Consider the following 23,401-nt stretch of genomic DNA (forward strand, 5'->3'; position numbering starts at 1 on the left):
GCAACCATACAGTTGAATCAGGCCGGTCTTCTGGCTTACCTTCATCTGAATTCGCCCACCTTCCCACGCGAAACGCGCAGTGGCATCAAGACGATTCATCAGGCTTACAGCAGCGGGGGCTGCGCCGGAATAGATGGAAAAAATATCCATCGCACCGGACTTCCCGTTTAACTCTGGCACATAGAACGCGCACCAAAGCACCTAATCGGAGGCGAGTATAATTCATTCAAGGAAACAATGGCGATACTTTTCTACCGAAAACGCAGTTTTTCTGTGTGCCTAACTCATTCGAAGGTTCGCCCAATTGGCGAGTTTCCTTCTTTTACTCAAATCTTCCGCGGTCATACTAGGGCAGCCGCAGCCGATCAAAATCGCTTGCTTTTAATGCCAAAGCGCTTCAACAAAGGCGTTTTGCATGCGTTCGCCCAGATCATTACCGCGTTGATCGATATGTCACGGCCTATCTGTGCGCAAAAGCCGGCGAGGCGGCATGTGCGCCGACAATCGTCACGCCAAGAATCTTGTTTTTGCCGGGCCGGGTTAATACTTTGACGCAACAGTATCTCACCCTGGACAGCCTGAAAGCCCTTACCTTTTACGGGGGAGATGCTCCAAAACTCCTGTTGCTTTAGGGCGGCGGCTTCCGGATCGTTCCAGGTACTGGGACCGCCATTCCAGTGGCCGTTGCGCATGAAAAAGTCGTCCTCGTCGGTATCGCCGTCGCCGTTATCGTCTAAGTCGACTTCCGAAACGACGACTTCACCGGCGCTATGCCGCCAACAAGGTTTCCTGTACGGCATCGTCGGCCAGCGCATCGTCGCACAATTGCAGCAGCGCGTAGCGGAACAACACCGGCCGATGCTCTGCCGGTAGGGTTTCAATCAACTGGCTGGCGGCTTCGGCCCCGGCTTTCAACAGCATGCACCGTCCGCCTGGGGGACGTCGCTGCGCGCTCCGGGCGCGCAATCGAACAAGCCGAAGTGGCGGGATTTATCGCCCAACACCTGAAAGTGCTCGCCATAGCGGCTGCCGGCCAGCATATCGGCGGTATTGCCGCAGACCCGCAAGGGCCGGCCGGTTTCGAAATGGTGATGATCGTCCAGATCGAAACCGTGCGGATGCTGATCGATGCTGCCCAGGTAGACAGCCACCTGGCCGAAATCTTCGCAGCGGTCTTCCAACGGCATTTTGAAGGCGCGGACCGTGACCGATTGGAATTTGACCATGCCGATTTTGGCATACACCTCCGGATCATCGAGGCTGATGGGGTTTTGTTTGACGGCGCGTACGTCCGGACAGCCTAACTCATGCAAAATACGCCGGAAGTCCTCCCAGTACAGCGCCCCGCCCAGACACTCGCCCAGTAGCACCGGATCCCGGCGCAATTCGGCGGGGATGCGGCGATCGGCAAACACATCGGAAAAGTACAGCTCGCCTCCCGGTTTCAATACGCGGAAGATTTCCGCCAGGACACGGGGCTTTTCCGGCGACAGGTTGATCACACAATTGGACACCACCACGTCGATACTATTGTCGGCAATTGCTCCCTGCATTGCTCTACCTCCTGCATCCATGCAGTCGTCGGCAATCCCGATAGCGGCCAGATTTTCGATGTGCCCGTGCAGAAACTCGACATTCGCATAGCCAAAGCGCTCGGCGTGCCAGTCGCGGTAGCGGACAGCCACTTCCAGTTGCTCGGGGGTCATATCCACCCCGATAACCCGTCCCGTGGGACCGACCAGCTTCGACAGCAAATAGCAGTCGCGGCCGCTACCACAGCCCAGATCGAGGACGGTCTTCCCTTCTAAAGCCGGCGGCAGGGGCGAGCCACAGCCGTAAAAGCGTTCCAGCACTTCCGGATGCAGACCGGTCAGCAAGGCTTTCAAATAACCGGGCATGGCATCGATGCTGCAACACGCACTGGTTTTCAGGTCGCTGCTGGATTGTAGAACCTGGCCATAGTAATGGCGGACCGATTCGCTGATTTCTATACGGGTAGTCATGAGAAGCCTCTTGTTTTTATGATGGGTTTAGTTGCCTACGGCAATGAAGTAAATGAACGCGGCTAAAACAGCCGCACAGGGCAGCGTCAGTAACCAGGATAACGCAATGGATGAGATCACCACGGTTTCGCGTTGCCACTGACCAAGCCGATACCGAACAAAGACGCCGCCGAGAATTGAATGCGCCTCCCGCCAACATCGCCAAAGTTACCGCGATGATGATGCCTTGTACAGTAACATTCGACGCCAGCAATAATAAAGTCGCAAGTAAACATGACTGGATTAAGAACCTGTTAAAAGCGGTCAGGGATTCTTCCACTTCACACGCCGAGGGACCTCCATCAATAGAGAGAAAAGGCATCAGAACGGTTTTCTCTGAAGGTCTCATCGTATATTATGTGCGTATCCTGAACGCCCTTACCAACGCGCCTTCCATCGATTTATAAAACAATAACCCATGAAGATTCTCAGCATTCACTTCAAAAACGTCAACTCGTTGGAAGGCGAGCATCGGATCGATTTTGAGCAATCTCCGTTCGCCGACACCGGCGTGTTTGCGATCACCGGCCCGAACGGTTCGGGAAAATCCAGCATTCTGGACGCGATTACGCTGGCCTTGTACGGCGAGACTTATCGCTTCGACCGCCCGGCCGAGCATGTGATGACCCGGCATACCGCCGAGTGTTTTTCCGAGATCGTGTTTGCGCTGGGCCTGGATAAATACCGCTCGATCTGGCGTGTGCTGCGCGATGCGAACGGCGAATTATTGCCGACCGAGATGCAGCTTTTGCGTCTGAGCGATCAGGAGGAAGTACTGGCGGCGACGCCGCACGAAGTCAATGCCCGGATGACCGAAATCACCGGCATGAATTTCCGCAATTTCACCCGTTCGATCATGCTGGCGCAGGGCGATTTCGCCGCGTTTCTGAATGCGCTGGACAGCGAGCGGATGGACATACTCGAAAAAATCGTCGGCAGCGATATTTATGCGGATCATAAGCGCGATATCGAAACCCGGCTCGCCGAGGCCAAGCAGAGTCTGGAGCGGGTCAGCCAGGAACTGACACGGGTGCCGATCATGGACGCGGCGAAACGGGAAGCCTCCGAGCATGACTTGCAGGACTTCAACGCGCAGTTTATCGAATTGCAGGCGGAATTAAGCCGCCTGCAGGAACAGCAGCTCGCGCTGCAAAAGATCGATGCCCTGCAAGGCCGGATCGAAGGGCAACAAAAGGAATTGCAGGACTTCGAAAACGAGCATCAGCGCATTCAAAAAATCCTGACCCGCCTGGATACTTTAGAGGACTTGAAGCCATTCGCGAATGACCTGGAGGCGCTTCAGCACAGCAATCAGGCGGTGCAGGAGAGCCAGTCGGCATTGACGGCGTTGACGGCCGAATTGAAACAACTCGAAGACTTGCTGGCCGGCTACGGTCAGCCCCAGATAGCGCCGGAAGCCCTGGGAAATCAGTCGCTCGAAAATCAACAGCAAGCGCTTTACGACCTGCAAGGAGAAATGAGCCAGCTCGATCTGGCGCGTTCGATGCAAACGGGCAAATTACAGGCCCTGGCCGCGCAAGGCGTCGAAAAGAAAGCCGCCTTGCAGGAGGTCGACGCCTGGCTCGAACAGCATGCCTCCGATGCGCCCCTGGTGGATAACTTCCCCGAGACGATCAAACTCAAAAATCTGCGCGCGGAAATCAAGGAACTGAGCCAAAAGCAAAAGGCGTTCGACGATTGGGCCAAGAACGCTTCGGCGGCGCTGCGGAATACGCAGGCCGCGATCGACAAGGAAACCGCGAATGTCGCCCGTTTGCAGGAGCAAATCGCCGCCGAGGAAAGTACCGTCACCGCGCTGCTGCAAGGCAGAACGCCCGATGATCTTGCCGAATTGCACCGTGAACAACAGGAGCGCGTCAAGTCGTTCAAGGCATTGCAGGATATGGCGATACAGTACCGGAAGCTCGCCGGCAACGGCTCCGGCCTGTTCGGGCTGTTCAGAAAAGCGCCGAGCGAGGCGCCCGATCCGGATGCGCTGGCGGCAGAACTCGCGGAACTTCGCGAAACGATCAAACGCGACGAGAACATCCGGCTGATCCTCGAAGGCGCGGTATACCGCGAAAACATGATGAAACGGATGGAGGCCGACCGCCATCATTTGATCGACGGCAAGCCCTGCCCTTTGTGCGGCGCGTTGCAGCACCCCTATGCGAAACAGCAACCCGCCATCGGCAGTTCCGAGAAGGCGCTGGTCGATCAGCAGGCGCGGGTACGCTCCGAAACCGCGCGGGCCGAGCGGCTGGAAATCGAGGTCGAAGATGCGCGCAGGCTGGCGGAAAAATATGCGCTGACGAATCAAAAGGCGCGGCAGATCCAGGCGCAATGGGGAACGCTCCGCAACCGGCTGAACATCGGGCAAAGCCTCGAAATCGATCAGATCAAACGCATGGGCGAACTCTATGACGAGGAAGACAAGCAATTCAAGGAAATCGCTTTTCTGCTCGGCAAACACAAGAACAAGATTCAGAGCATCGAAAAACTGAAGGCCCAGCTCGTAAAAAGCAACGCCGCGATCGAGCAACTGACCGCCACCTACCAGAAACTCGAAGCGGAACGGGAAGATCAGCCGCAGAATCCGTTTGAAGTCGTCAATGCGTTGACCGCGGCGGTTCAGGAAGAAAAGGAACTGGCGGTCAAGGTCGATCAACAGCTGGCCCTGATCGGCGAAAAAATGCCCGGCAAAGGCAAGGAAGAGCTGTTTTATGACAAGCTCAGCCGCCGCCGGCACGATTATCACAGCCAGCTGATTCGGAAACAGGGCCTGGAGGAGGACCTGGCAACGTTGGCGGCCAGCGACAAGGCGCTGCGCGAGGAGCTGAAGGGCTTGGAAGAAAAGCTTGCCGGGTTCAGCCGCAAACTGCAAAAGGAAGAAATCGTCGCGCTGCATTTGGCGCTGCTCGACAAACAGAAGCTGATTGCGGCCGAGCGCATACGGCTTGCCGAAAAGCAGGCGCAAGCGAACTTGCTGGAGAAAAATCTGCAGGCAAAAATGCGCGAAGCCAATTTCTCCGGCGTCGAAGAGGTCAAGGAGACTCTGGCACAGCAGGCGTCCCGCCCCGAACTGGAACAGAAAGCCGCTTATATGGCCCAGCGGGCCGCCGAAACGTCGGCGAGGCTCGAGAGCAACCGGCAGCAACTGGAGGCCGCGGCGCTCGAAAAAGACACCGAGCTGTCGCTCGACGACATCGGAGCCCAGGTACACGACGTCTCGCAAAAACTCGAAATCGCGCATTTCGAAGTGCGGCATCTGGACAACCTGCTGAAGGAGCAGGAGCGCCTGCACAGCAAATACGATGCGGTACACGCCCAATACGAAGAACAGGAAGCGATCGTGAAGGCATTGACCGAAGAGCAGCAACTGATCCATGCCGAAAACGGCATGGCGTTCCGCCGCCGCGTGCAAGAGAAAATCGCCGACCAATTGCTCGGCAAGACCAACGCCCTGCTCGAAAAGCTCAGCGGCCGTTATTACCTGCGCAAAATGCCGAGCGAGAAAGGCCTCGCGCTCGAGATCGAGGACACCTTGCAAGGCAACGCGCGCCGCCTGCCGCGGAGCCTGTCCGGCGGCGAGAGCTTCGTGGTCAGCCTGGCCCTGGCATTGGGGCTTTCCGAACTGGCCAGCAACGGCAAATCGGTCGATTCGTTGTTCCTCGACGAAGGCTTCGGCAGCCTCGACGCCGACACCCTGTTCAGCGTGATCAGCACGCTCGAAAGCCTGCATACGCAGCACGGCAAAACGGTCGGCGTGATCTCGCATGTCGAAAGCGTGCAGAAACGCTTCAAGGCGCGCCTGCAGATCGTCAAAAAACCGAACGGCATGGGCATGCTGAAAATGGCTTCTTGACAGGGCGATGCCGTTGCGCGAAGCCTTTTGCGCGGAGTGTCTTTTTCGGCTTCGCCCAGGAAAACCTGCGCGAGCCCTGCGCTTTTTAGCCCATTCCCTTCCCAGCCACCCCAGGAAAACCGATCTTTTAGCCGGACCAATTGGCGAGCCGCGCTAAATTGATTATACTGGCCGCAACAATTTTGCCTTTGCAGCTGGCGCGCCCGCTGAACAGAGCCGAAAAAGGATCATTTCGCCGGATGCGGTAAAAAAATCCCGGTAAAGTTTAAACACCGTCTATGCATGTTGATGACTTTTGAAGATGTGGAACCTCGTTCTCCCATCGAACTGACCCGGGATGAAATGCTGGCGATCAGCACGGAGATCAGTCTTAAGTTCTCGCCGGATAAGGCGGCGCTGACTGCGGCCCGCTCTTGGCCGCCGGCAAGCATGACGTCACCGCAGCAGGCCGCCGCTTTGCCCGATGAGACGCCAGTGGGTGGCTTCAGCCATCGGGAATTGCAGGCGATCGGCCAGGACATCAGCCAACGTTTCGCGCCGAAAGCTTCGAACAACATGCCTGAGTTATTGTTGCTGCCGGTCGACCCCCATCACCTCTATGCGTTCTGGGAAACCGGAGCCAACGCCCAAAAGTCGGCGCCTGCCCAGCAGCCTTTGACCCTGCGCATATACTGGCGGCCGGACGCGGCACAGGAGATCACCCGCTCGAACATCTGGTTCGACATTCCTGCCGACAACCCCGCAAACCGGAAGAAGGTGCGCCTGCCGATCGACGATACGTACTATTCCGCCACCCTGGGCACGTTGAAACAGGACCGTACGCTCGACGTGCTCGCCCAGTCGAATCTGATACATGTACCGACCGCGCCGAACAGAAATCAGCTTGCCCTGGAGCATCCGGCCACGGCCGCCAAGGAGCCCGCGCTTGCGGTGAACCAATTGCAGGGCATCTTGAGTGCGGCGCAGCAGGAAGGCGCGCATTTCCCGGAAGGCTGGGCGATCAAGCTGCATCCGAGCCATCAGGCCACCCCAACCCGCGATCTTGCAAAACTTTATATCGAATTGATGACCATCTTCAAACTCAACCGAATCGACGCGGAACTGATTCCCGAACACGCACCGTCTGTCGAACCGGAAATTGCTTCCGGAAGAGCTTCTGGACTCGGACTCTAAGGCATTCCGATGCAAAAAGGCTTCCTCAGCATCATCCTGCATGCGCATCTACCCTTCGTGCGCCATCCCGAACACCCAAGTTTTTTCGAAGAAAACTGGCTGTTCGAGGCGATGACCGAATGCTATATCCCGCTGATCGGCATGCTCGACCGGCTGGAAGACGATCAAATCGACTACCGTTTGACCTTGTCGCTGTCGCCGCCGTTGATTTCAATGCTGCGCGACGAACTGCTGCAGAGCCGTTACCTGAAGCATCTGCACCAGCTGATCGAACTGGCCGAAAAGGAAATCGTCAGGACCCGCAAGGCGCCGGAATTCAATAAACTGGCGCGGCTGTACCGCCGTTTTTACCGGCATGCGCTGGCTGTTTATCAAAACCAGTACCACGGCGATTTGCTCGGCGCGTTCAGCAGGCATCAGGCGCTCGGCAAGCTCGAACTGATCACGACCGCCGCGACGCACGGCTTTCTGCCCTTGCTCAGCGTCAGCGAAGCCGCGGTGCGCAACCAAATCAACGTCGGCGCCGACACCTTCCGCGCTCACCTCGGCACCGCGCCGAGAGGATTCTGGCTACCCGAATGCGGGTATTATCCGGGGCTCGAAGCCTTCCTGAAAGACGCCGGCATCGCGTATTTTTTCGTCGATGCGCACAGCCTGCTGAATGCCAGCCAGCCGCCGGTCAACGGCGTCTATGCGCCCCTGGCCTGCGACAACGGCGTTGCCGCGTTTGCGCGCGACCCCGAATCGTCAGAGCAGGTCTGGAGTTCCAAACAGGGCTACCCCGGCGATTTCGATTACCGCGAATATTACCGCGACATCGGTTTCGATCTGGACCTGGACTATATCGGCCCGTATATTCTGGACGGACACATTCGCGCGAATACCGGCATCAAATATTACCGGGTAACCGGCGAAAACCAACCGAAGCAGATCTACACTCCGAAAGCCGCGCGGGCGAAAGCGGAACTGCATGCGCGCGATTTCATCCAAAAACGCCAGCAGCAAATCGACGCGCTGGCAAGCCGCATGGACCGGCCGCCGCATGTCGTCGCGCCCTATGATGCCGAATTGTTCGGCCATTGGTGGTTTGAAGGCCCCTACTGGCTCGAACAGGTGCTGCGCATCGCGAGCGAAAAGTCAAACGGCATCCGGACGGTCAGTTGCGGCGATTATTTAACCGAAGTCCCGTCGCCGCAAGTCGCCACGCCGTCCGCCTCGACCTGGGGCGCGCAAGGCTATTCTAGCTACTGGATCAACGAGACGAACGACTGGATCTACCCTTTCCTGCACCAAGCCGCCCGACAACTGGAAGACTTCGTCGCCGAACTGGAAGGCGTCTCGGTCAATCCGCTACAGAAAAGGGCATTCAATCAGGCGGTCCGCTCGCTGTTGCTCGCGCAGTCTTCCGACTGGCCGTTCATCATGAAATCGGGCACCACGACAGAATACGCGAACAAGCGAATCACCGACCATCTGGCCCGTTTCAATTATTTATACGACAGCCTGCGCAAGGGCAAGATCGACGAGCGCTATCTGACCGCGCTCGAAATCATGGATAATATCTTTCCTGACATTGATTTTAGGCATTACCGCGCATTGAAGCCGTCGTAAACTTAACCCACACGGGTACAGCCATGCGGAAACTTTCACACGCTCTCTTGTTCGCCGGCTTGATCACCGCATCCCCTCTCGCCACGGCGGCTCCGGTCAAGGATGACTGGGGCATGTGGCTCAGCAATACCTATCAGACCGACTTCGGCGGCAGCAACTATCTGGCTTTTCTGGAGTTGGCGCCGCGTACCAAACACGACAACGGCGAATTCAGCCAGATCATTGCCAGGCCCCTGCTGGGCTACAAATTGACCCCGAAGCTGCAATTCTGGCTCGGTTACACCTGGCAGGGCGAATACGGCAAGGATACCGACTTCGACCTGGCCACCCACGATTTCATGCAGCAGGTGCAATGGATCGACAATTGGACGCCGCAATTGAATTTTCAATACCGCTTCCGCCTGGAGGAGCGTTTTTTTGCGGACGAGGATACCGCCTTCCGGATGCGCCACCGTTTCCGTTTTGTCTACACGCAGCCCGAAACCAAGACTTATCTGATCGCAGCTGACGAGTTGTTCGTGTATTTCAATTCGCTCAACGAGGGCCGCCTGGCCCATTCGGTTCAGCCCGGCATCAACCAGAACCGAAGTTATGTCGGCATCGGCTACAAGATCACGCCCAAGATCAATATCGATACCGGCTATCAGTTTCAATACGTGAATAATTTCGGCGCGCCGGATGGAGCCAATCACATCTGGCTGACCAATTTCAATATCACTTTTTAGGAGCCGAAGCCAGTATCTCCAACGCCAGCGCGGCCATGTTTTTCGAACCGCCGCCCTGCCCTAACCTCTCCTTGACGCCTTGCAGATTATCATGCATTTGCCGGGCGTAAGCCGCGTCGGTCAGGATAAGGCCGATCTCGACGGCTAGATTTTCGGGGCTGGCCTCGTGTTGAATCAACTCCTTCACGATGCCTTTGCCGGCCACGATGTTCGGCAGGCCGATGAACGGCGTTTTGACCAGCAATCGGCCCAGCCAGTAGGTCGGAGGCGATAGTTTATAGCAAACGACCATCGGCACGGTCAGCAAGGCGACTTCGAGCGTTGCGGTGCCGGAGGTCGTCATGACCGCGTCGCAGCATTGCATCACATCATACGGTTGATCCTTGATCGCCTTGATTTTCGCCTTCGAGGCTTGCAGATAGCTTTGCAGCACATCGTCGGCAATCGATCCGGCTTGCGGCAGGATGAACTGCACGCCTGGAATACGTTCCGCAAGCAATTCGGCCGCCGCCAGCATCACCGGAAGCATGCGTTTGATTTCGCCGCCCCGGCTGCCCGGCAACAGGCCGACGACCGGTTTTTCCGCATTCAAGCCGAAGCGCAGAAAATCCTCGCTTTTGCTGTAGTGAGGACGGACCCTGTCGACCGAGGGATGGCCGACATAGCGCACCGGCACGTTCTCGGCCTCGTAATACGCCGTTTCGAACGGAAAGATCACCGCCATCATGTCGATCACCCGCCCGTACTTTTTGACCCTTCCCGGACGCCATGCCCACACCTGCGGGCTGACATAAAACAGCACCTTGATGCCGATCCGTTTGGCGTAAGTCGCCAGCTTGAAATTGAACTCCTTGTAATCGACACAGATCAGCAAATCGGGGCGCTCGGCCGCCAGCAGCGCCTGCATCAATTTCAGCGCGCGGCGGATTTCGGCATAATGCTTGATCACCTCGACCACGCCGATCACCGCGATTTGCGATGAATCGTAGCGCACATTGATCCCCGCCGCCGCCATCTTCGCGCCGCCCATGCCGATGCCGCGAATGCCGGGCTGGAGTTTTTTCATTTCGATAAATAGATGGGCGGCATGCTGCTCGCCCGACGCTTCGCCGGCGCTGAACATGACTTTATAGGGCTGGTGATCCGACAAGACAGAATCCTCGTTTATGGGTTTGAAGGCGTCTATTGTAAGTCGATTTCAGGCAAATCATATACCCGATACGCGACAAACCTGTGACCCGTTCTGATATGACAAATCGCAGCCTCTGCCGCAAATTGCATTGCCAATTTCGCTGATGCCGGCCTTACGGCAAGCCAAACGCCAGGCCAGCCTGATGCCGTCTTGCGCCTGCGTCGGGGACGCCATCGCTTCGGCCGGAATATGATGTAAAAATTGGCCGTATCGCAAAAAACTCATTTTTGCTACTACGGCGTCAGCCCAATCATCCACCCAAATTGACGCCACGTCCCGCTTGCTCTCGCAAATGACCTAAAATATGCGACGAAATACCGGTTTCACCAAATAAAAACCCCACATTAATTGGATAAACTTGCTAATATAGACCTAACGTTTTTTATACGTCTTCTGCGCCCGTGAATACTCCGTCGATCGAAATATTCTTCCATTGGCTGGCCAATACGCCAGAACTTTTGCAGCGTGCCTGCGTGGTCATCGTCGTGACGTATATGGCGATCCGGCAGCCTTGGTTCAAGCAGGCAATGCGCGGCGTTAACCAGTTTTGGCGGCATCGCCTGGTTGCGGCAGTCTATTTCGGCGCCTTGGCGATCGTCGGCACCCATAACGGCATCGTGCTGGACATCAGCCGGAACGGCGCGGTAATCGAATATCTCTCCAGGCAACCGGCAGGCCTGCAACAGATGCAAGCTATCCTCAGTTTCCGCGACATGTTGGTGCTTTCCGCCGGTCTGTTCGGAGGCCCCTGGACCGGGCTCGGCGCGGGCTTGATCGCGGGCGGCGAACGCTGGCTGCTCGGCGGCTTCGTAGGTTTTGCGAGCGGCATTTCGACCGTATTGCTCGGCTTGGGGGCGGGTTTGGCAAAGCAGGTTTGGCCGCATATCAACAGCCGCCAGGGCACCCTGGCGACGGTCTTGGTCGGCACGGTTGTGCAAAAATATTTGATCGTTTCGCTAAGCGACCCGCACGTTCTGGCGATTGCGACGATCAGGGAAACGATCATCCCGGAGATCACGGTCAATTGCCTGGGCTGCCTGCTGTTTCACTCGGTGATGCAGGACATGGAACGCGACCGGCTGAAAACGCAGGCGCAGCAAGCCGAACTGAGGGCATTGCACGCGCAGATCGAACCGCATTTCATCAACAATACACTAAACTCGATCAAGGCGCTGATCCGCCGAGACCCCGAGCAAGCCTCCGATTATGTGGTCAAACTGGCGCGTTTTCTCGACGATACCCGGCAGATTGCAAGAGCCAATTCGATCAGCCTAAGCCAGGAACTGGCACAACTGGAAAACTATCTCGATTTCCAGCATCTGCGCTTCCCCGGCGCCTTCCACTTTGAACAAGATATCCCTTCCTCGTTGCTGGACTGTCAGATTCCGCCGCGCAGCCTGCTGACGCTCGCCGAAAATGCGCTGCTGCACGGGCGCGGCCATTCCGGTATATTAACTCTGCGGGTTGCCGGCGCCGATCTCGGCAAGCAAATGGCATTAAGCATCGAGGATGACGGCCGCGGCATCGCGCCTAACCGCCTGGAGTTGCTGGGCAAGCAGCCGGTCAATTCAGAACGGGGCAGCGGCAACGGCCTTTTTCAATTGCAAGAGACCTTGAAAATCGCCTACGATGGCGCCGCTACAATCGACATAACGAGCCAGGAAAAAATGGGAACAGAAATTACCTTGATACTGCCGAAAAGGAGTCAGCCATGGTAAGGAATCGACGCGTGATCATCGTGGATGATGAGGCCTTGGCACGCGACGAATTGGCCGCGATGCTGCACAGCCGGCATCTCGATATCGAGGTGATCGGCGCGGTGGACGGCACCGTCAAAGCGTGGGAGCTGGTCCAGGCCGATGATGCGATCGAAGGCATTTTTCTCGACATCGACATCCAGACCGAAAGCCGCCGCGCGGGTCTCGATTTTGCGCTGAATTTGCAGCGCCTGGAAAAAAAGCCCTGGATCGTTTTCGTGACCGGCTACCGGGAGCATGCGGTCGAAGCCTTCCAGTCCTTCCCGGTCAACTATCTGGTCAAGCCGGTTGACAATGCAGCAATCGACCGAACGCTCGACTGGGTGCGGCGCAACTTCCCGAGCGCAAAATCCGAAGCGGAACGCCTCGCGGTCCGCCACCGTATCGACGACCCGTCGGGCGAAAAACTTTTCTGCACCGAATACCTTGATCCCGACGAAGTGCTTTACGTTCAGAAAAACAACGGCGTGAATACGGTCAAAATCGGTCTGGTCAGCGGCGGCGAATTGGACGGCATCGACGGAACGCTGAAGGAATGGAAAATGCGCGGGTTTTTCCAAATCCACCGGCGCAATCTGATTAATCTGCAACATGCACGTCGACTGGAGCCGCGCATCGGCGAAAATAACGTCTATAAAATCGTTTTCAAAAACAGCCCGGTTAAATTGGACATCGGGCCGGACTTTTTACCGGCGCTGCGCGAACGCCTGAAAGCCCCTTGATTTGTCATCGTCAAACCGCGATTATTCCGGCAATCGAAATCAGCGGGCAGGTATAATTAACCTTTGCCCAGCCCAAAGCCTGCCGTTGATGCCTAAAACCTTATCCGCCCGAACGCCGCGCCGAGCCGCCGATGCGCCGCCGTTGCCTACCGGCACGATCCGCTTCATCCTGTACTGCCTGTCCAGTTTCAAGGGCTGGATATTGTTGATGTTCATCTTCGAGACCGGCCAGGCGGCCGGCAGCATCCTGGTGCCTTATGCGATCAAAGCCATCATGGAAGGCGTCTCGCACGGCCTCCCCGATGCCCGGACCGCGCTCGATGCATTGCGAGGGCCCTTGCTGCTCTTGTCCGGGTTGAATATCGCCGAAATTCTGTGCAGCCGGGCCAGTGGTGCGGTCTTGATCACGATCGGCCCCAAACTGCGCCAGCGCACGACGCGCGCCTTGTTCACCTATCTGCAATGCCATTCGGCGCGCTATTTCAGCAGCCATTTCGCCGGCGCGCTCGCGCACCGGATCAGCGAAACCGCGATCAGCGTGAATCACACGACCTGGGCGGTGCTGTGCGATTTCTGGCCGATCACGGTCACCTTCAGCGTCTCCGCCGGCTTGCTGCTGGGCGTGCATCAGGGCCTCGGGTTGTTCGTCACAGCCTGGGTCTTTCTGTATGTCGCGATCTCGTTCTGGCTGGCCACCCGCTGCCGGCCTTATGCGCAAAGCTATGCCGGCATTCGCAGCATGGTCAACGGCAAGATCGTCGATTCGGTCACCAACAGCCTGAACGCCAAGCTGTTTGCGCGCCAGCGATTCGAACGCGATTATTTGCAAGGTTTCTTGGACACCGAACTGAAAGCCGCGCGCCGAACTTTCTGGTATATGGAACGGGTGCGCTGGTTTCAGTTCATCTCCGCCGCCGCGTTGAAACTGGGCACGATTTATTATGCGCTGACGCTCTGGCAAGGCGGACTGATCGGGGTCGGCGATTTTACGATGAGCGTCGGCCTGGCGCTGATCATCATCGGCGATGCGCGCAATCTGTCGCGCCATTTCCTGGAGTTTTTCGAATATGTCGGCAATATCGCGAACGGCGTCGAAACGATCGTCGAGCCGCACGAGATCATCGACGCGCCGGACGCGAAAGCGCTAAAGGTCACCGAAGGGCGCATCGAATTCCGGAACGTCACCTTTGGCTATGATCAGGATCAACCGGTTTTCAAGAACCTGAATGTGGTGATCGAACCCGGCCAGCGCGTCGGCCTCGTCGGCTTTTCGGGCTCGGGCAAATCGACTTTCGTCAGCCTGATCTTGCGTAACTTCGAGCCGCAGCAAGGCAACATCTGCATCGACGGCGCCGACATCGCCGAAGTAACGCAGGAATCGCTGCATGAACAGGTCAGCCTGATTCCGCAGGATCCGACGCTGTTCCATCGCAGCCTGAAGGAAAACATCGGTTACGGCAAGCTCGAAGCGAGCGATGCGGAAATCGTCAGTGCCGCCACATTCGCGCATGCCCATGACTTCATTCGGGCGATGGCCGAAGACTATGATTCGCTGGTCGGCGAACGCGGCGTCAAACTGTCCGGCGGCCAAAGACAAAGAATCGCGATTGCACGTGTGATCCTGAAGGATGCGCCGATCCTGATCCTGGACGAGGCCACGTCGAGCCTCGATTCGGTCACCGAAAAAACGATCCAGGAAAATCTGACCCGGCTGATGGGGCATAAGACCGTGATCGCGGTCGCGCACCGGCTATCGACGATCGCCTACCTCGACCGCATCCTGGTTTTCGACCGGGGCCGTATCGTCGAGGACGGCACACACGACCAATTACTGGCGCAGCAAGGCTATTACTACCGCTTATGGAGCATGCAGGCCGGCGGCTTTCTGCCGGAAGGCTGAATTCAGGGCTGTTCCTTTAGCAAAGTGCGTTTCGCGAACACGATCGCCGCGACCGGCATCATCAAGTTCAGTCCCATCACCACGATCAACAGCCAGCCGAGTTCGCTGTAATCCGCGGGCGTCACGATTTGGCCGCTCGCCGCGTCGCGAACCTCGCGGGTGATCTCAAAGCCTTGATTCAGCCATTTGGTCAACAGTTGCGACAAGGACAGCGCCAGATTCACGAACGCCGCCATCACCGCAAAATAAGTCGCCTTCAGCTGTTTCGGCGCCGAATGGGCGATCCAGGCCAGCATCGGAATCATCGCGATCTGGCCCAGGGGCGATTCGAGCGCGGTATCGACCAGCGCGATGAAGCGGGCATCGACGACGCCGCCGGTCAGTGCTGCGGTCCAGTGATGCAGCCCATAATAGAGCGCGATATTGGGCAGATAAAGCAAGGTCAGCGCGATAGTCAGCGCCGCGATAATATAGGTAATCGGCCGCTCGGCCATGAAGCGGCGAAACACAAACATGCCCACCAGGGTCAACGCGCTCGAAATCAGCGACAGTTTCGAGATAAACTGCTGATCGAAGCCGAGGTCGTCGATCATCCACCAGGTCTCCCCCGCGCCGGTGGTCGGCACCGCGCGAAACGCGAAGATCACGAAGGCGGTGCCGTACAATTGATTTCGGGTTTTGCTTTCGAGGTCCATCGTCAACCGCCACATCAAAAACAGCACGATGGCCAGCGAGCCGATGAAGACGATCTCTTCGCTGTTCGAGAAGCCGCCCAAGCCCATCACCGCCGCGAATAACGCAAATCCGAGCCCGCCGCCCAACAGCGGCCAATTGACCACGGGCGCTTCATGCGCGCCGGTAGCGATGATCCGTTCAATATCCTCAAACTCGAAACCTTGCGCAGCGAGCCGCCATTCCTGCTGCGAGCGCAAATAAGACGACAATGCGACGCCGAGGACCGAGATCACCGGAATCCAAAGCGCCCAGCGGTAAATCGACAGATAAACCGCGGCCTTCTCGGCCGCGCCCATCGCTTCGACGCCGCGGAAAAACAGGACGTTAACGCCGGCCACGAGCAGGCTGCCGCCGATGATCGCGACCCGACCCAAGGTTTGCATCGTGGTATGCGCGGCCAGAATTTGCGGTTCGGGAAGCGGCCGGCCTTCGTCATCGAAACGCCGTACAGCCTCCACGGTCATCGCATCGGCCACGATATCCTGAATCACATAACCGATCGGAGCCAACAACGCCGATAACACAAACCAGTTTTCGACCGGCCATAAATGCCGCATGTATTCAATATCGCCTAACAGTTTGATCATGATCAGCAAACTGGTGGCGATCAGCGCCGCGCCCAAATAGACCAGACCGGCCTTATAGCGCCATAACAAATCGACCAGATGCCCCATCGGCATCTTAAAAGCCCAAGGCAGCATCGCCCAAAACCCCAAAGCGGCCAAAAATTCGGCAGACAAACCGAGAGATTCCTTCACGAAAAAAGTCCCGACGATGCCGGTAAGCCCGGCAACGCCCGCCGCCAGATAAACCATCAAGGGAGGCAAATAGCTGATGCGCATCTGCCTGCCCAGATCGAGCACATTGCGGTCCAGCCATTGTAAAAATAAGGTAATGATCGACGCGGTACTCGATTGATGATTGGTCATGGAAATCCCCATCAGATGATGCAACGTTCAAATGCTAGGCTATCGACTCTGATGGCGTGCATAAGTTCGCGGCCTGATGGCAGGCAATTTTATTCCCGCAATGTATGCACTGCCCTATTTACTGACTGTGACGGTTACGGTCGCCGATGCAGTGCCTCCCTTACCATCGCTGACGGTATAGGTGAAGGTGTCGGTTCCTAAGATCAGCCCTTTATAGGATATGCTCTTGCCATTGACAATCGTGCCTTTTGTTGAAGAAATGATCGTCAAATTATCGCCATCGACATCGCTATCGTTACCCAGCACATTGATGCTGACAGATCTTTTTAATCGCACCGTATCACTATCCGGCAATGCAATCGGCGCATCATTGACCGGATTGCTCGAAGTGACCGTCAACGTTGTAGCGCTGGCCATCGATGAAGCAGGCGTTTGATTGCCGGCGGCATCCCGGGCCACGACTTGAAAGGTATAGCTGGTTCCGGCGGTCAAACCGCCAATCACATAATTTGGACTGGATTGCCAGGCGCTATTGACGCACCCATTACCGCCTGCAACACAGATGAACCGATACTCGACCACGCCGGAAGCATCGGTTGCAAGTGTCGATGTCATCGCAATACTGCTTTCGCTTTGCGCAATTGGCGCGCTTTGCCAGGCCGGAGCTGGCGACGGCGGCGTGGTGTCGGCGACGAAGGAAGGCGGCGGCACTGCACCCGTAATGAAAAACTCGCCTTCGCTGCCGTAGCTGGAATACGGTGTCGATGAATTGCCCACGCCGGTGATTGCGAGATAATACCGTCCAGCGTTTACGGAAGCGCTAATCACGGCGTTGGTATCGTCCAGCGGATCGCTGTCGGTCACAACACTACCCGATGCGTCATAGAGCGTCGCCTTGACATCGAGATTGGCGCCGCGCGATTGATCGTTCGTATCGCCGGATCGGGTGAATGCGGCCCAAGCCGGCGTAACGGTAATATTGACGGTACCACCATCGGCATCGAAAGCAAAAACATCGATATCGCCCTGTTTTTCAATGATACCTTTGTTCAAGGGATCGCTGTTTCCCGGATCGTTTTGCGGGTTTGTCGCCAGAATGCTGCCGTCGCTTTCTACGGCGAGCAGACTGGCAGTCCCTAACGCATTGCCGTGATCGTCGGCTCTAAACGTCAGTTTATTCGCAATGATGCTGATGTCATCCTGCGTGTTATTGGCGTCAGGATATTCCCCCTTGCTCCATTGCGTCACATTGGTGTAGTAATCGAGGCCCATGATCGGACCCCAGGACGAATGGCCGCTGCCGAGGCCTGAATAATACCCCACATCGCTGGTGCCATCGTGCGATAAACCCAGATTATGTCCGAATTCGTGCGCGGCCGCCTCGGCCACATAAGGCGCATAGCCTGAACTCAAATTGTTGTAGTAGACCAGCGCGGGCGAATAATAACTGGCGTATTTGCTGCCGCCGAAAACATTGATATAAGCCACGCCACCGGCATATTGGGATGGCATCGCGAGGCCCGATGCATCGGTGCTATTGGTAAACAAAACCCTTCCAACCGAAGGGCCGAAAGTCGACGGCTCCTCGGTCGTCACATCGATAGCGAAAGGCGCATAATCCTCGGCAACCCGATGCCAGATTTCATGGATCCGGTTCAATTCTTCGGCGTTGAACGAATTCGGATCGCCGTCGATGTCAAATGGCAATGCGTTTAAAGTTGGGTTGGTCGAATTCCAGGCCGTGCCGCTGATCACGTGGCCATCAAAATCCAGAAATACTTTTTTGGCTGCACCGGGAAGGCTATGCAGCTTGAATACGTCGACCGGCGGCAGAGCAATCGTTTCCGAGGTAGCCGCAGCGGAGTTGCTGGCTACCGGCTCGGGTATTACGGTATCGCTGTAAAATACGCCGCCTTCCTGATCGACCTCTAAAGACTCAATATCGGCTTCCGGAAAAGAAAATTCATGCAGACGTCTCATCGCTTTGAGTTTGCCCGCTCTTGAAAGTCTTTCGAGAGCATGGCGTAGATGGCTTCGCGCCGGCAGATCTTCGATCTGGAAAGGCGCGCCTTTGCCATACATCTTGCCCGAATGTGGACCGGCTTGGGTTCTCGGATCGTGGCGGGAAGCCGGTTTTGCGATAGCGACTTCGGTCAATGCGATCAGCAAGGCTAGCGTAATGGCTACGGACAAATAAAAATTGATCTGGCGCATGGTGACTGCCCTCCAATATGGCGATATAAAATCGGCCGATATCGCCAAAGGCGGGACAACGGACCAATTTGAAGTTCCTTGTTAGTATTGCAGAAATGCGCCTTTGTTTTTGTGATAGGGTTACCAATACATAAATATTACATAAATCAGATACAAGTTTGACTAAAAATGAAATTTTAACTTACATATTAAATAAGCCGCCTTTACGAACACCCCCGTTTAGTCTCCAGCCCATGGTATTTGCGGCGGCAAGACCGTGACCTAGAACGTCCTTCAGACTACAAAGCAATCATGCCGTTTTTCAGATAACTTTCCGCATAATTGAACACGATGTCGGTATCGGGAAGAACCAGGGCTTCGTCTTTGTCCTTATAGTCGAGACGAAACAAAATGTCTTTGATGATATTGATTCGGGCGGTTTTTTTGTCGTCGGCTCGCACCACGGTCCAGGGCGCATCCAAATGATGCGTTCTTGCCAACATGATATTGCGAGCGAGGCTGTAGTCCTCCCAATGCTTGACCGCTTCCAGATCGACCGGGCTGGTTTTCCATTGTTTCAGCGGGTTCCGTTCACGGTCTTCGAGACGCCGCTTTTGTTCTTCCCGACTGATGTCCAAATAATATTTCAAGAGTTTGATCCCCGAGCGCACCAGCATCAATTCAAAATCCGGCACGGTTTCGAGAAACTCGTGATATTCCTGGTCGCTGCAATACCCCATCACGCGCTCCACGCCCGCGCGGTTATACCAGCTGCGGTTGAATAGCACCATCTCCTGCGCCGCCGGCAGATGCGGCGCATAGCGTTGAAAATACCAGCTGCTCTTGTCCCGGTCGGAAGGCTTACCTAACGCCACTACTCGAGTTTCGCGCGGACTCAGATGCTGAATGATGCGCTTGATAGAGCCGTCCTTGCCGCCGGCATCCCGGCCCTCGAAGATGATCACCACTTTTTCGTCATGCTTGATGATGTGCTTTTGCAGCTTGACCAGTTCGATCTGCAATTGCGTCAACGTGGCTTTGTACGCTTCCTTGCCGATTTTTTTCTTGTCGCGTTTATGTTTGATGTTCATCCGATCACTCGCCGATATTGACCAACCAGCCACCGCTGCCCTTGCACTGGCTTGCCCCTTCCGCGCTAATATTGATCCGTGCAAAAGTCCCATGCAATGCGGATGGCAACATTCCGCTAACCTGATAGCCCTGCGGAACCGGTTTGACTGCAATCGATGCAGACAAGTCTTTGACGACCACCCTGATCGTGTCCGGCCGGGTATTGGGCGAAGCCAAAAAGGAAAATTTGGCGTTTGGTACAACGTCCGCCTTGTCTGGCGGATAAAATTGACTGAAGCCGGGTTTGGCGCAAGCTTTTGAGCTATTGCTGCTGCCGTAGCCCCAAACCGCGCCACACATCAACAGCAACGGGCCTAGTCCAAGTATTTGCCATGCCTTCATCAGCGTGTCTCCCAATATTTTCGTGTGGAAATGCCGTATTATTGCAATTGCTCGAGCCGTTGCCTAGCCGCCGCGCCGAAAGCTGAATCCGGCTCCTTTTCAGCGATGCGCTCCAGTGTCTCCAAACTTTTGTTATTCAACAAGGCGATCGCCTGCAACCGCACGGCCGGATAATGCGCCCGAAGCGCCGCCAGTTCCCTGAGATAAGCATTGGATTCGTTCAGCAATCGGAGCAGGATTCTTTCAGGGTCGCCGGTAAAAAGATCGCGGACCAGATTATCGTAATGCTCCTGTTCCCTCAGTACGTCGCGGGGATCGATTCTAGGCGGTTCGGTGGGATCATGGCAGCAGGAGCTCATGGCTTTTCTCCGCGTGTTGAAGACAGACTGCGGACATGTTACACCCAAACAGGCCGCAACAAAATGGCAACACACGCGTACGGCTTGGCGAAACCCTGATCCGTCACCCCAAAGGCCCGGCTTGGATCGCAAAGCGTTTATCGTTGCATTACACAGAGTGTTACACTGCCCCCCGAAGCAATTCCGACCCTAAAATTCTAGCTCAAGAAGCAACTTATGCATAAATTCAGCCTCTCTGCATCGCCCTTATACGTTCGGGTCATCATCGGCGTCATTTTCGGCGCCGCGCTGGGCGTCCTTTTCGGGACCGAAAATTATGGCTTCGGCTTATTGAACAATGCGACACTGGGGCAATCAGGCCAATTGGTGATCCGCCTGTTAAAAGCCCTGGCGACACCTCTGGTCTTTTTCGCGATCCTGGAAGCAATGGTCAATACCGACCTTTCATTCAAGCATGGCCGCCGTCTGTTGACTTTATGCTCGATGAATCTGGCCGTGGCAATCGTGATCGGCTTGACCTTGATGAACGTCCTGCGCCCCGGCCGCGCTTGGGAAGGCAAACTGACCGACATGACCACCCAACTGCATGCCGGCGCAACCGCCATTGCCGCCAAACCGATACCGGAAAATCTGTCGCTCGATCCGCTGAAAACCATCATCGGCACCATTCCCGAGAGTTTGCTGGAACCGTTTGTCAAAAACAACGTGATTGCGATCATATTACTGGCCTTGCTGACCGGCGCTGCGATCCGCCGGTTCAAGCAGCAAAGCGCGGACCAGGACCAATCCGGCCTGCACCTGCTCGAAAAACTGATCGGCATCTGTTATCACTTGCTGATTCAGATGCTGCTCTGGGTCGTCAAGGCGATTCCTTTCGCGGTTTTTGGCGTGGTCGCGCAAGTGGTCGGCAAGGCGGGCCTGAACGTTTTTGCGCTGGTTGCGGTGTTTTTGGCCACCATGCTGACTGGCCTGCTGCTGCATGCGCTCGTCTATTATCCCTGCATGGCGAAATGGGGCGGCAAGATGCCGGTCAAACGCTATTTCGGCGAAGGCGCCGATGCGATCATCACCGCGATATCGACCAACAGCAGCCTCGCGACGATGCCGATCACCCTGCGCTGCCTGACCGAAAACATGGGCGTTTCGAGCCGGTCGGCGCGCCTGTCGGTCTGCATCGGCACCAATCTGAACAATGACGGCATCATCCTGTACGAAGCGATGGCGGCGCTGTTCCTGGCGCAAGCGATCGGCTTCGATCTGACGCTGGCGCAGCAATTGATCATCGTCGCCGCGGCGATCATGGTCGGCGTCGGCATCTCGGGCATCCCGGAAGCCGGTTTGATCGCCCTACCTCTGGTACTCAGCACCGCCGGCCTGCCGGAAGCGCTGGTCGTTACCGCCGTGCCGCTGATCACCACGATCGACTGGATGATTGCCCGCTGCCGCTCCGGGGTGAATGTGATGAACGATATGCTGATTGCGATCCTGCTCGACCGCCTGGAAAGAAACGACCATTAACCGGCTGTTCCGAACTTGCGCTGTTTAATTCGATCGAATTGGGGTATTTTATGATATCCGAGCCATCGTGAGCTTTTGCGAATATGAGTCATAACGCCACCTTTGCCAGAATCAAATGGATGATCGTTCTTTTGTTGGTCATGTTACTGGATACATTACCCTTTCCTATCCTGGGTTTTATCATGCTGTATATTCTCATTTTCCGGCCGCAATGGTTCATTAACGCGGTGCTGGAGATATACAATCATAGCGGCCGCGGCAATCAAAACGACGCGAATGATCTCAAATAAAGCAACCCGCCCCATTTATCATGAGCACATTTAAAGATTCCATCTCCTTTAGACTGGTGTTATGTTTTATTGCGTTAACCGGTCTGTTCATCCTGCATGTGACTCCTCTGCCGATATTGGAAACCTTGGTGCTGTATGTTCTGATCGCACGGCCCTACTGGTTCAAAGATTTGGTCGATCAAATTTACCGTAGTAAAAAACCGAGAGCGTCAACTGATGAATAGGAATAAAGTCGCCTTTCTTCCCACACTGATTTGCGCCCTGATCTTGGTCATTTTGATTATCATCCATGTGATTCCCGTGCCCATTCTGGAACCTCTGATCCTGTATGTGGTGCTGAGTCGTCCACGCTGGTTTAAAAAAGTCGTGGATTCGATTTATAGCAGGGAAGACATTAAACAGAACAATCATGCGGCCTAAACCCACATAAGCGAAAGCGCCGGATTTAAGCAAGCAAACAGCGGGGTTCGGAAATAGGTGGGCGGAAAAAACGCGAGGCAATAAAAAAGGGCTATCCTTTCGGATAGCCCTTCGAATATGGCGTCCCCAAGGGGGTTCGAACCCCTGTTACCGCCGTGAAAGGGCAGTGTCCTAGGCCGCTAGACGATGGGGACAGAATCTGGTCTGTCTCTGGCATGCCGTTCTAATATATCCTGGCACACCTTTGGTCTTTACTTATTCTCTATCTAAAATCAACCTACAATGTTGACTTGACTAGTGGCGTCCCCAAGGGGGTTCGAACCCCTGTTACCGCCGTGAAAGGGCAGTGTCCTAGGCCGCTAGACGATGGGGACAGAATAAGTGTCAATCATCTGATTTGGTGGAGCCAAGCGGGATCGAACCGCTGACCTCTTGCATGCCATGCAAGCGCTCTCCCAGCTGAGCTATGGCCCCAACATCATCAGTTGAGAAAGCCC

Annotated in this window: 19 protein-coding genes, 3 tRNA genes and 1 riboswitch; of the genes, 10 read left to right on the plus strand and 12 right to left on the minus strand. The window is 55.9% G+C overall.

Annotated elements, in window-relative coordinates:
* Positions 1-2 precede the first annotated feature (2 nt).
* Positions 3-220: riboswitch (cobalamin riboswitch) on the minus strand.
* A gap of 145 nt (positions 221-365) precedes the next feature.
* From ACEPPP_RS01935 to ACEPPP_RS01945, 3 genes are read right to left on the minus strand one after another with little or no spacing between them, the layout of a single operon-like run.
* The gene (locus ACEPPP_RS01935; protein ID WP_374089380.1) at positions 366-800 is read right to left on the minus strand and encodes a hypothetical protein; all 435 of its coding nucleotides are present in this window, start codon (positions 798-800) and stop codon (positions 366-368) included.
* Positions 769-921, minus strand: a complete 153-nt coding sequence (locus ACEPPP_RS01940; protein WP_374089381.1) for a hypothetical protein — start codon at positions 919-921, stop codon at positions 769-771. The genes ACEPPP_RS01935 and ACEPPP_RS01940 overlap by 32 nt, the downstream gene beginning before the upstream one ends.
* The gene (locus tag ACEPPP_RS01945; RefSeq protein ID WP_374089382.1) at positions 912-2,003 is read right to left on the minus strand and encodes a methyltransferase domain-containing protein; all 1,092 of its coding nucleotides are present in this window, start codon (positions 2,001-2,003) and stop codon (positions 912-914) included. Before ACEPPP_RS01945 ends, ACEPPP_RS01940 begins: the two co-directional genes overlap by 10 nt.
* 110 nt (positions 2,004-2,113) lie before the next feature.
* Here ACEPPP_RS01945 and ACEPPP_RS01950 point away from each other — a divergent pair, with 110 nt between their 5' ends.
* The 5 genes from ACEPPP_RS01950 (at position 2,114) to ACEPPP_RS01970 (ending at position 9,416) form a co-directional block, all read left to right on the plus strand.
* Entirely contained in the window at positions 2,114-2,449 is a 336-nt protein-coding gene (locus tag ACEPPP_RS01950) for a hypothetical protein (protein WP_374089383.1), read from the plus strand.
* A gap of 11 nt (positions 2,450-2,460) precedes the next feature.
* Positions 2,461-5,907 (plus strand): AAA family ATPase, encoded by a 3,447-nt coding sequence (locus ACEPPP_RS01955; protein WP_374089384.1) that lies wholly within the window; start codon positions 2,461-2,463, stop codon positions 5,905-5,907.
* A 288-nt stretch (positions 5,908-6,195) separates the two neighbouring features.
* Positions 6,196-7,080 carry a DUF4912 domain-containing protein gene (locus tag ACEPPP_RS01960; RefSeq protein ID WP_374089385.1) on the plus strand — a complete coding sequence of 295 codons (885 nt, stop codon included), beginning with the start codon at positions 6,196-6,198 and terminating at the stop codon, positions 7,078-7,080.
* Between the two features lie 9 nt (positions 7,081-7,089).
* Positions 7,090-8,691, plus strand: a complete 1,602-nt coding sequence (locus tag ACEPPP_RS01965) for a glycoside hydrolase family 57 protein (RefSeq protein ID WP_374089386.1) — start codon at positions 7,090-7,092, stop codon at positions 8,689-8,691.
* Between the two features lie 23 nt (positions 8,692-8,714).
* Entirely contained in the window at positions 8,715-9,416 is a 702-nt protein-coding gene (locus tag ACEPPP_RS01970) for a DUF2490 domain-containing protein (protein ID WP_374089387.1), read from the plus strand.
* Here the strand turns inward: ACEPPP_RS01970 and lpxB are convergent.
* Positions 9,406-10,539, minus strand: coding sequence for a lipid-A-disaccharide synthase (lpxB, locus tag ACEPPP_RS01975; protein WP_374090866.1), 1,134 nt, complete (start codon positions 10,537-10,539; stop codon positions 9,406-9,408). The two genes, ACEPPP_RS01970 and lpxB, sit on opposite strands and share 11 nt — an antisense overlap.
* 470 nt (positions 10,540-11,009) lie before the next feature.
* Here lpxB and ACEPPP_RS01980 point away from each other — a divergent pair, with 470 nt between their 5' ends.
* From ACEPPP_RS01980 to ACEPPP_RS01990, 3 genes are all read left to right on the plus strand, one after another.
* Positions 11,010-12,326 (plus strand): sensor histidine kinase, encoded by a 1,317-nt coding sequence (locus tag ACEPPP_RS01980; protein WP_374089388.1) that lies wholly within the window; start codon positions 11,010-11,012, stop codon positions 12,324-12,326.
* Positions 12,320-13,087: a LytR/AlgR family response regulator transcription factor gene (locus ACEPPP_RS01985; protein ID WP_374089389.1), complete on the plus strand. Its 768-nt coding sequence runs from the start codon at positions 12,320-12,322 to the stop codon at positions 13,085-13,087. The genes ACEPPP_RS01980 and ACEPPP_RS01985 overlap by 7 nt, the downstream gene beginning before the upstream one ends.
* An 88-nt stretch (positions 13,088-13,175) precedes the next feature.
* Positions 13,176-14,987, plus strand: a complete 1,812-nt coding sequence (locus ACEPPP_RS01990; RefSeq protein WP_374089390.1) for an ABC transporter ATP-binding protein — start codon at positions 13,176-13,178, stop codon at positions 14,985-14,987.
* Between the two features lie 2 nt (positions 14,988-14,989).
* Here the strand turns inward: ACEPPP_RS01990 and ACEPPP_RS01995 are convergent, their stop codons facing one another.
* The 5 genes from ACEPPP_RS01995 to ACEPPP_RS02015 all read right to left on the minus strand — a co-directional run bounded on the left by ACEPPP_RS01995 (position 14,990) and on the right by ACEPPP_RS02015 (position 20,676).
* Positions 14,990-16,651, minus strand: a complete 1,662-nt coding sequence (locus tag ACEPPP_RS01995; protein WP_374089391.1) for a hypothetical protein — start codon at positions 16,649-16,651, stop codon at positions 14,990-14,992.
* A 114-nt stretch (positions 16,652-16,765) separates the two neighbouring features.
* Entirely contained in the window at positions 16,766-18,865 is a 2,100-nt protein-coding gene (locus ACEPPP_RS02000; protein WP_374089392.1) for an Ig-like domain-containing protein, read from the minus strand.
* Positions 18,866-19,143: 278 nt separating this feature from the next.
* Positions 19,144-19,935, minus strand: a complete 792-nt coding sequence (gene ppk2 / locus ACEPPP_RS02005) for a polyphosphate kinase 2 (protein ID WP_374089393.1) — start codon at positions 19,933-19,935, stop codon at positions 19,144-19,146.
* A gap of 4 nt (positions 19,936-19,939) precedes the next feature.
* Positions 19,940-20,317, minus strand: a complete 378-nt coding sequence (locus tag ACEPPP_RS02010) for a hypothetical protein (protein WP_374089394.1) — start codon at positions 20,315-20,317, stop codon at positions 19,940-19,942.
* A gap of 38 nt (positions 20,318-20,355) precedes the next feature.
* Complete coding sequence (locus tag ACEPPP_RS02015; protein ID WP_374089395.1) at positions 20,356-20,676, minus strand: hypothetical protein; 321 nt, start codon at positions 20,674-20,676, stop codon at positions 20,356-20,358.
* A gap of 216 nt (positions 20,677-20,892) precedes the next feature.
* Here ACEPPP_RS02015 and ACEPPP_RS02020 point away from each other — a divergent pair, with 216 nt between their 5' ends.
* Together ACEPPP_RS02020 and ACEPPP_RS02025 are read left to right on the plus strand one after the other, a co-directional pair.
* Entirely contained in the window at positions 20,893-22,194 is a 1,302-nt protein-coding gene (locus ACEPPP_RS02020) for a dicarboxylate/amino acid:cation symporter (RefSeq protein WP_374089396.1), read from the plus strand.
* A 506-nt stretch (positions 22,195-22,700) separates the two neighbouring features.
* Positions 22,701-22,904, plus strand: coding sequence for a hypothetical protein (locus ACEPPP_RS02025; RefSeq protein WP_374089397.1), 204 nt, complete (start codon positions 22,701-22,703; stop codon positions 22,902-22,904).
* Positions 22,905-23,022: 118 nt separating this feature from the next.
* On the opposite strand, the gene ACEPPP_RS02030 is transcribed toward ACEPPP_RS02025, so the two are convergent.
* The 3 genes from ACEPPP_RS02030 to ACEPPP_RS02040 all read right to left on the minus strand — a co-directional run bounded on the left by ACEPPP_RS02030 (position 23,023) and on the right by ACEPPP_RS02040 (position 23,378).
* A tRNA-Glu gene (locus ACEPPP_RS02030) sits at positions 23,023-23,098 on the minus strand.
* A gap of 104 nt (positions 23,099-23,202) precedes the next feature.
* Positions 23,203-23,278 (minus strand) — tRNA-Glu (locus ACEPPP_RS02035).
* 24 nt (positions 23,279-23,302) lie between these two features.
* A tRNA-Ala gene (locus ACEPPP_RS02040) sits at positions 23,303-23,378 on the minus strand.
* Positions 23,379-23,401 lie beyond the last annotated feature (23 nt).

This window comes from Methylomicrobium lacus (assembly GCF_041897535.1).
Classification (GTDB): Bacteria; Pseudomonadota; Gammaproteobacteria; order Methylococcales; family Methylomonadaceae; genus Methylomicrobium; species Methylomicrobium lacus_A.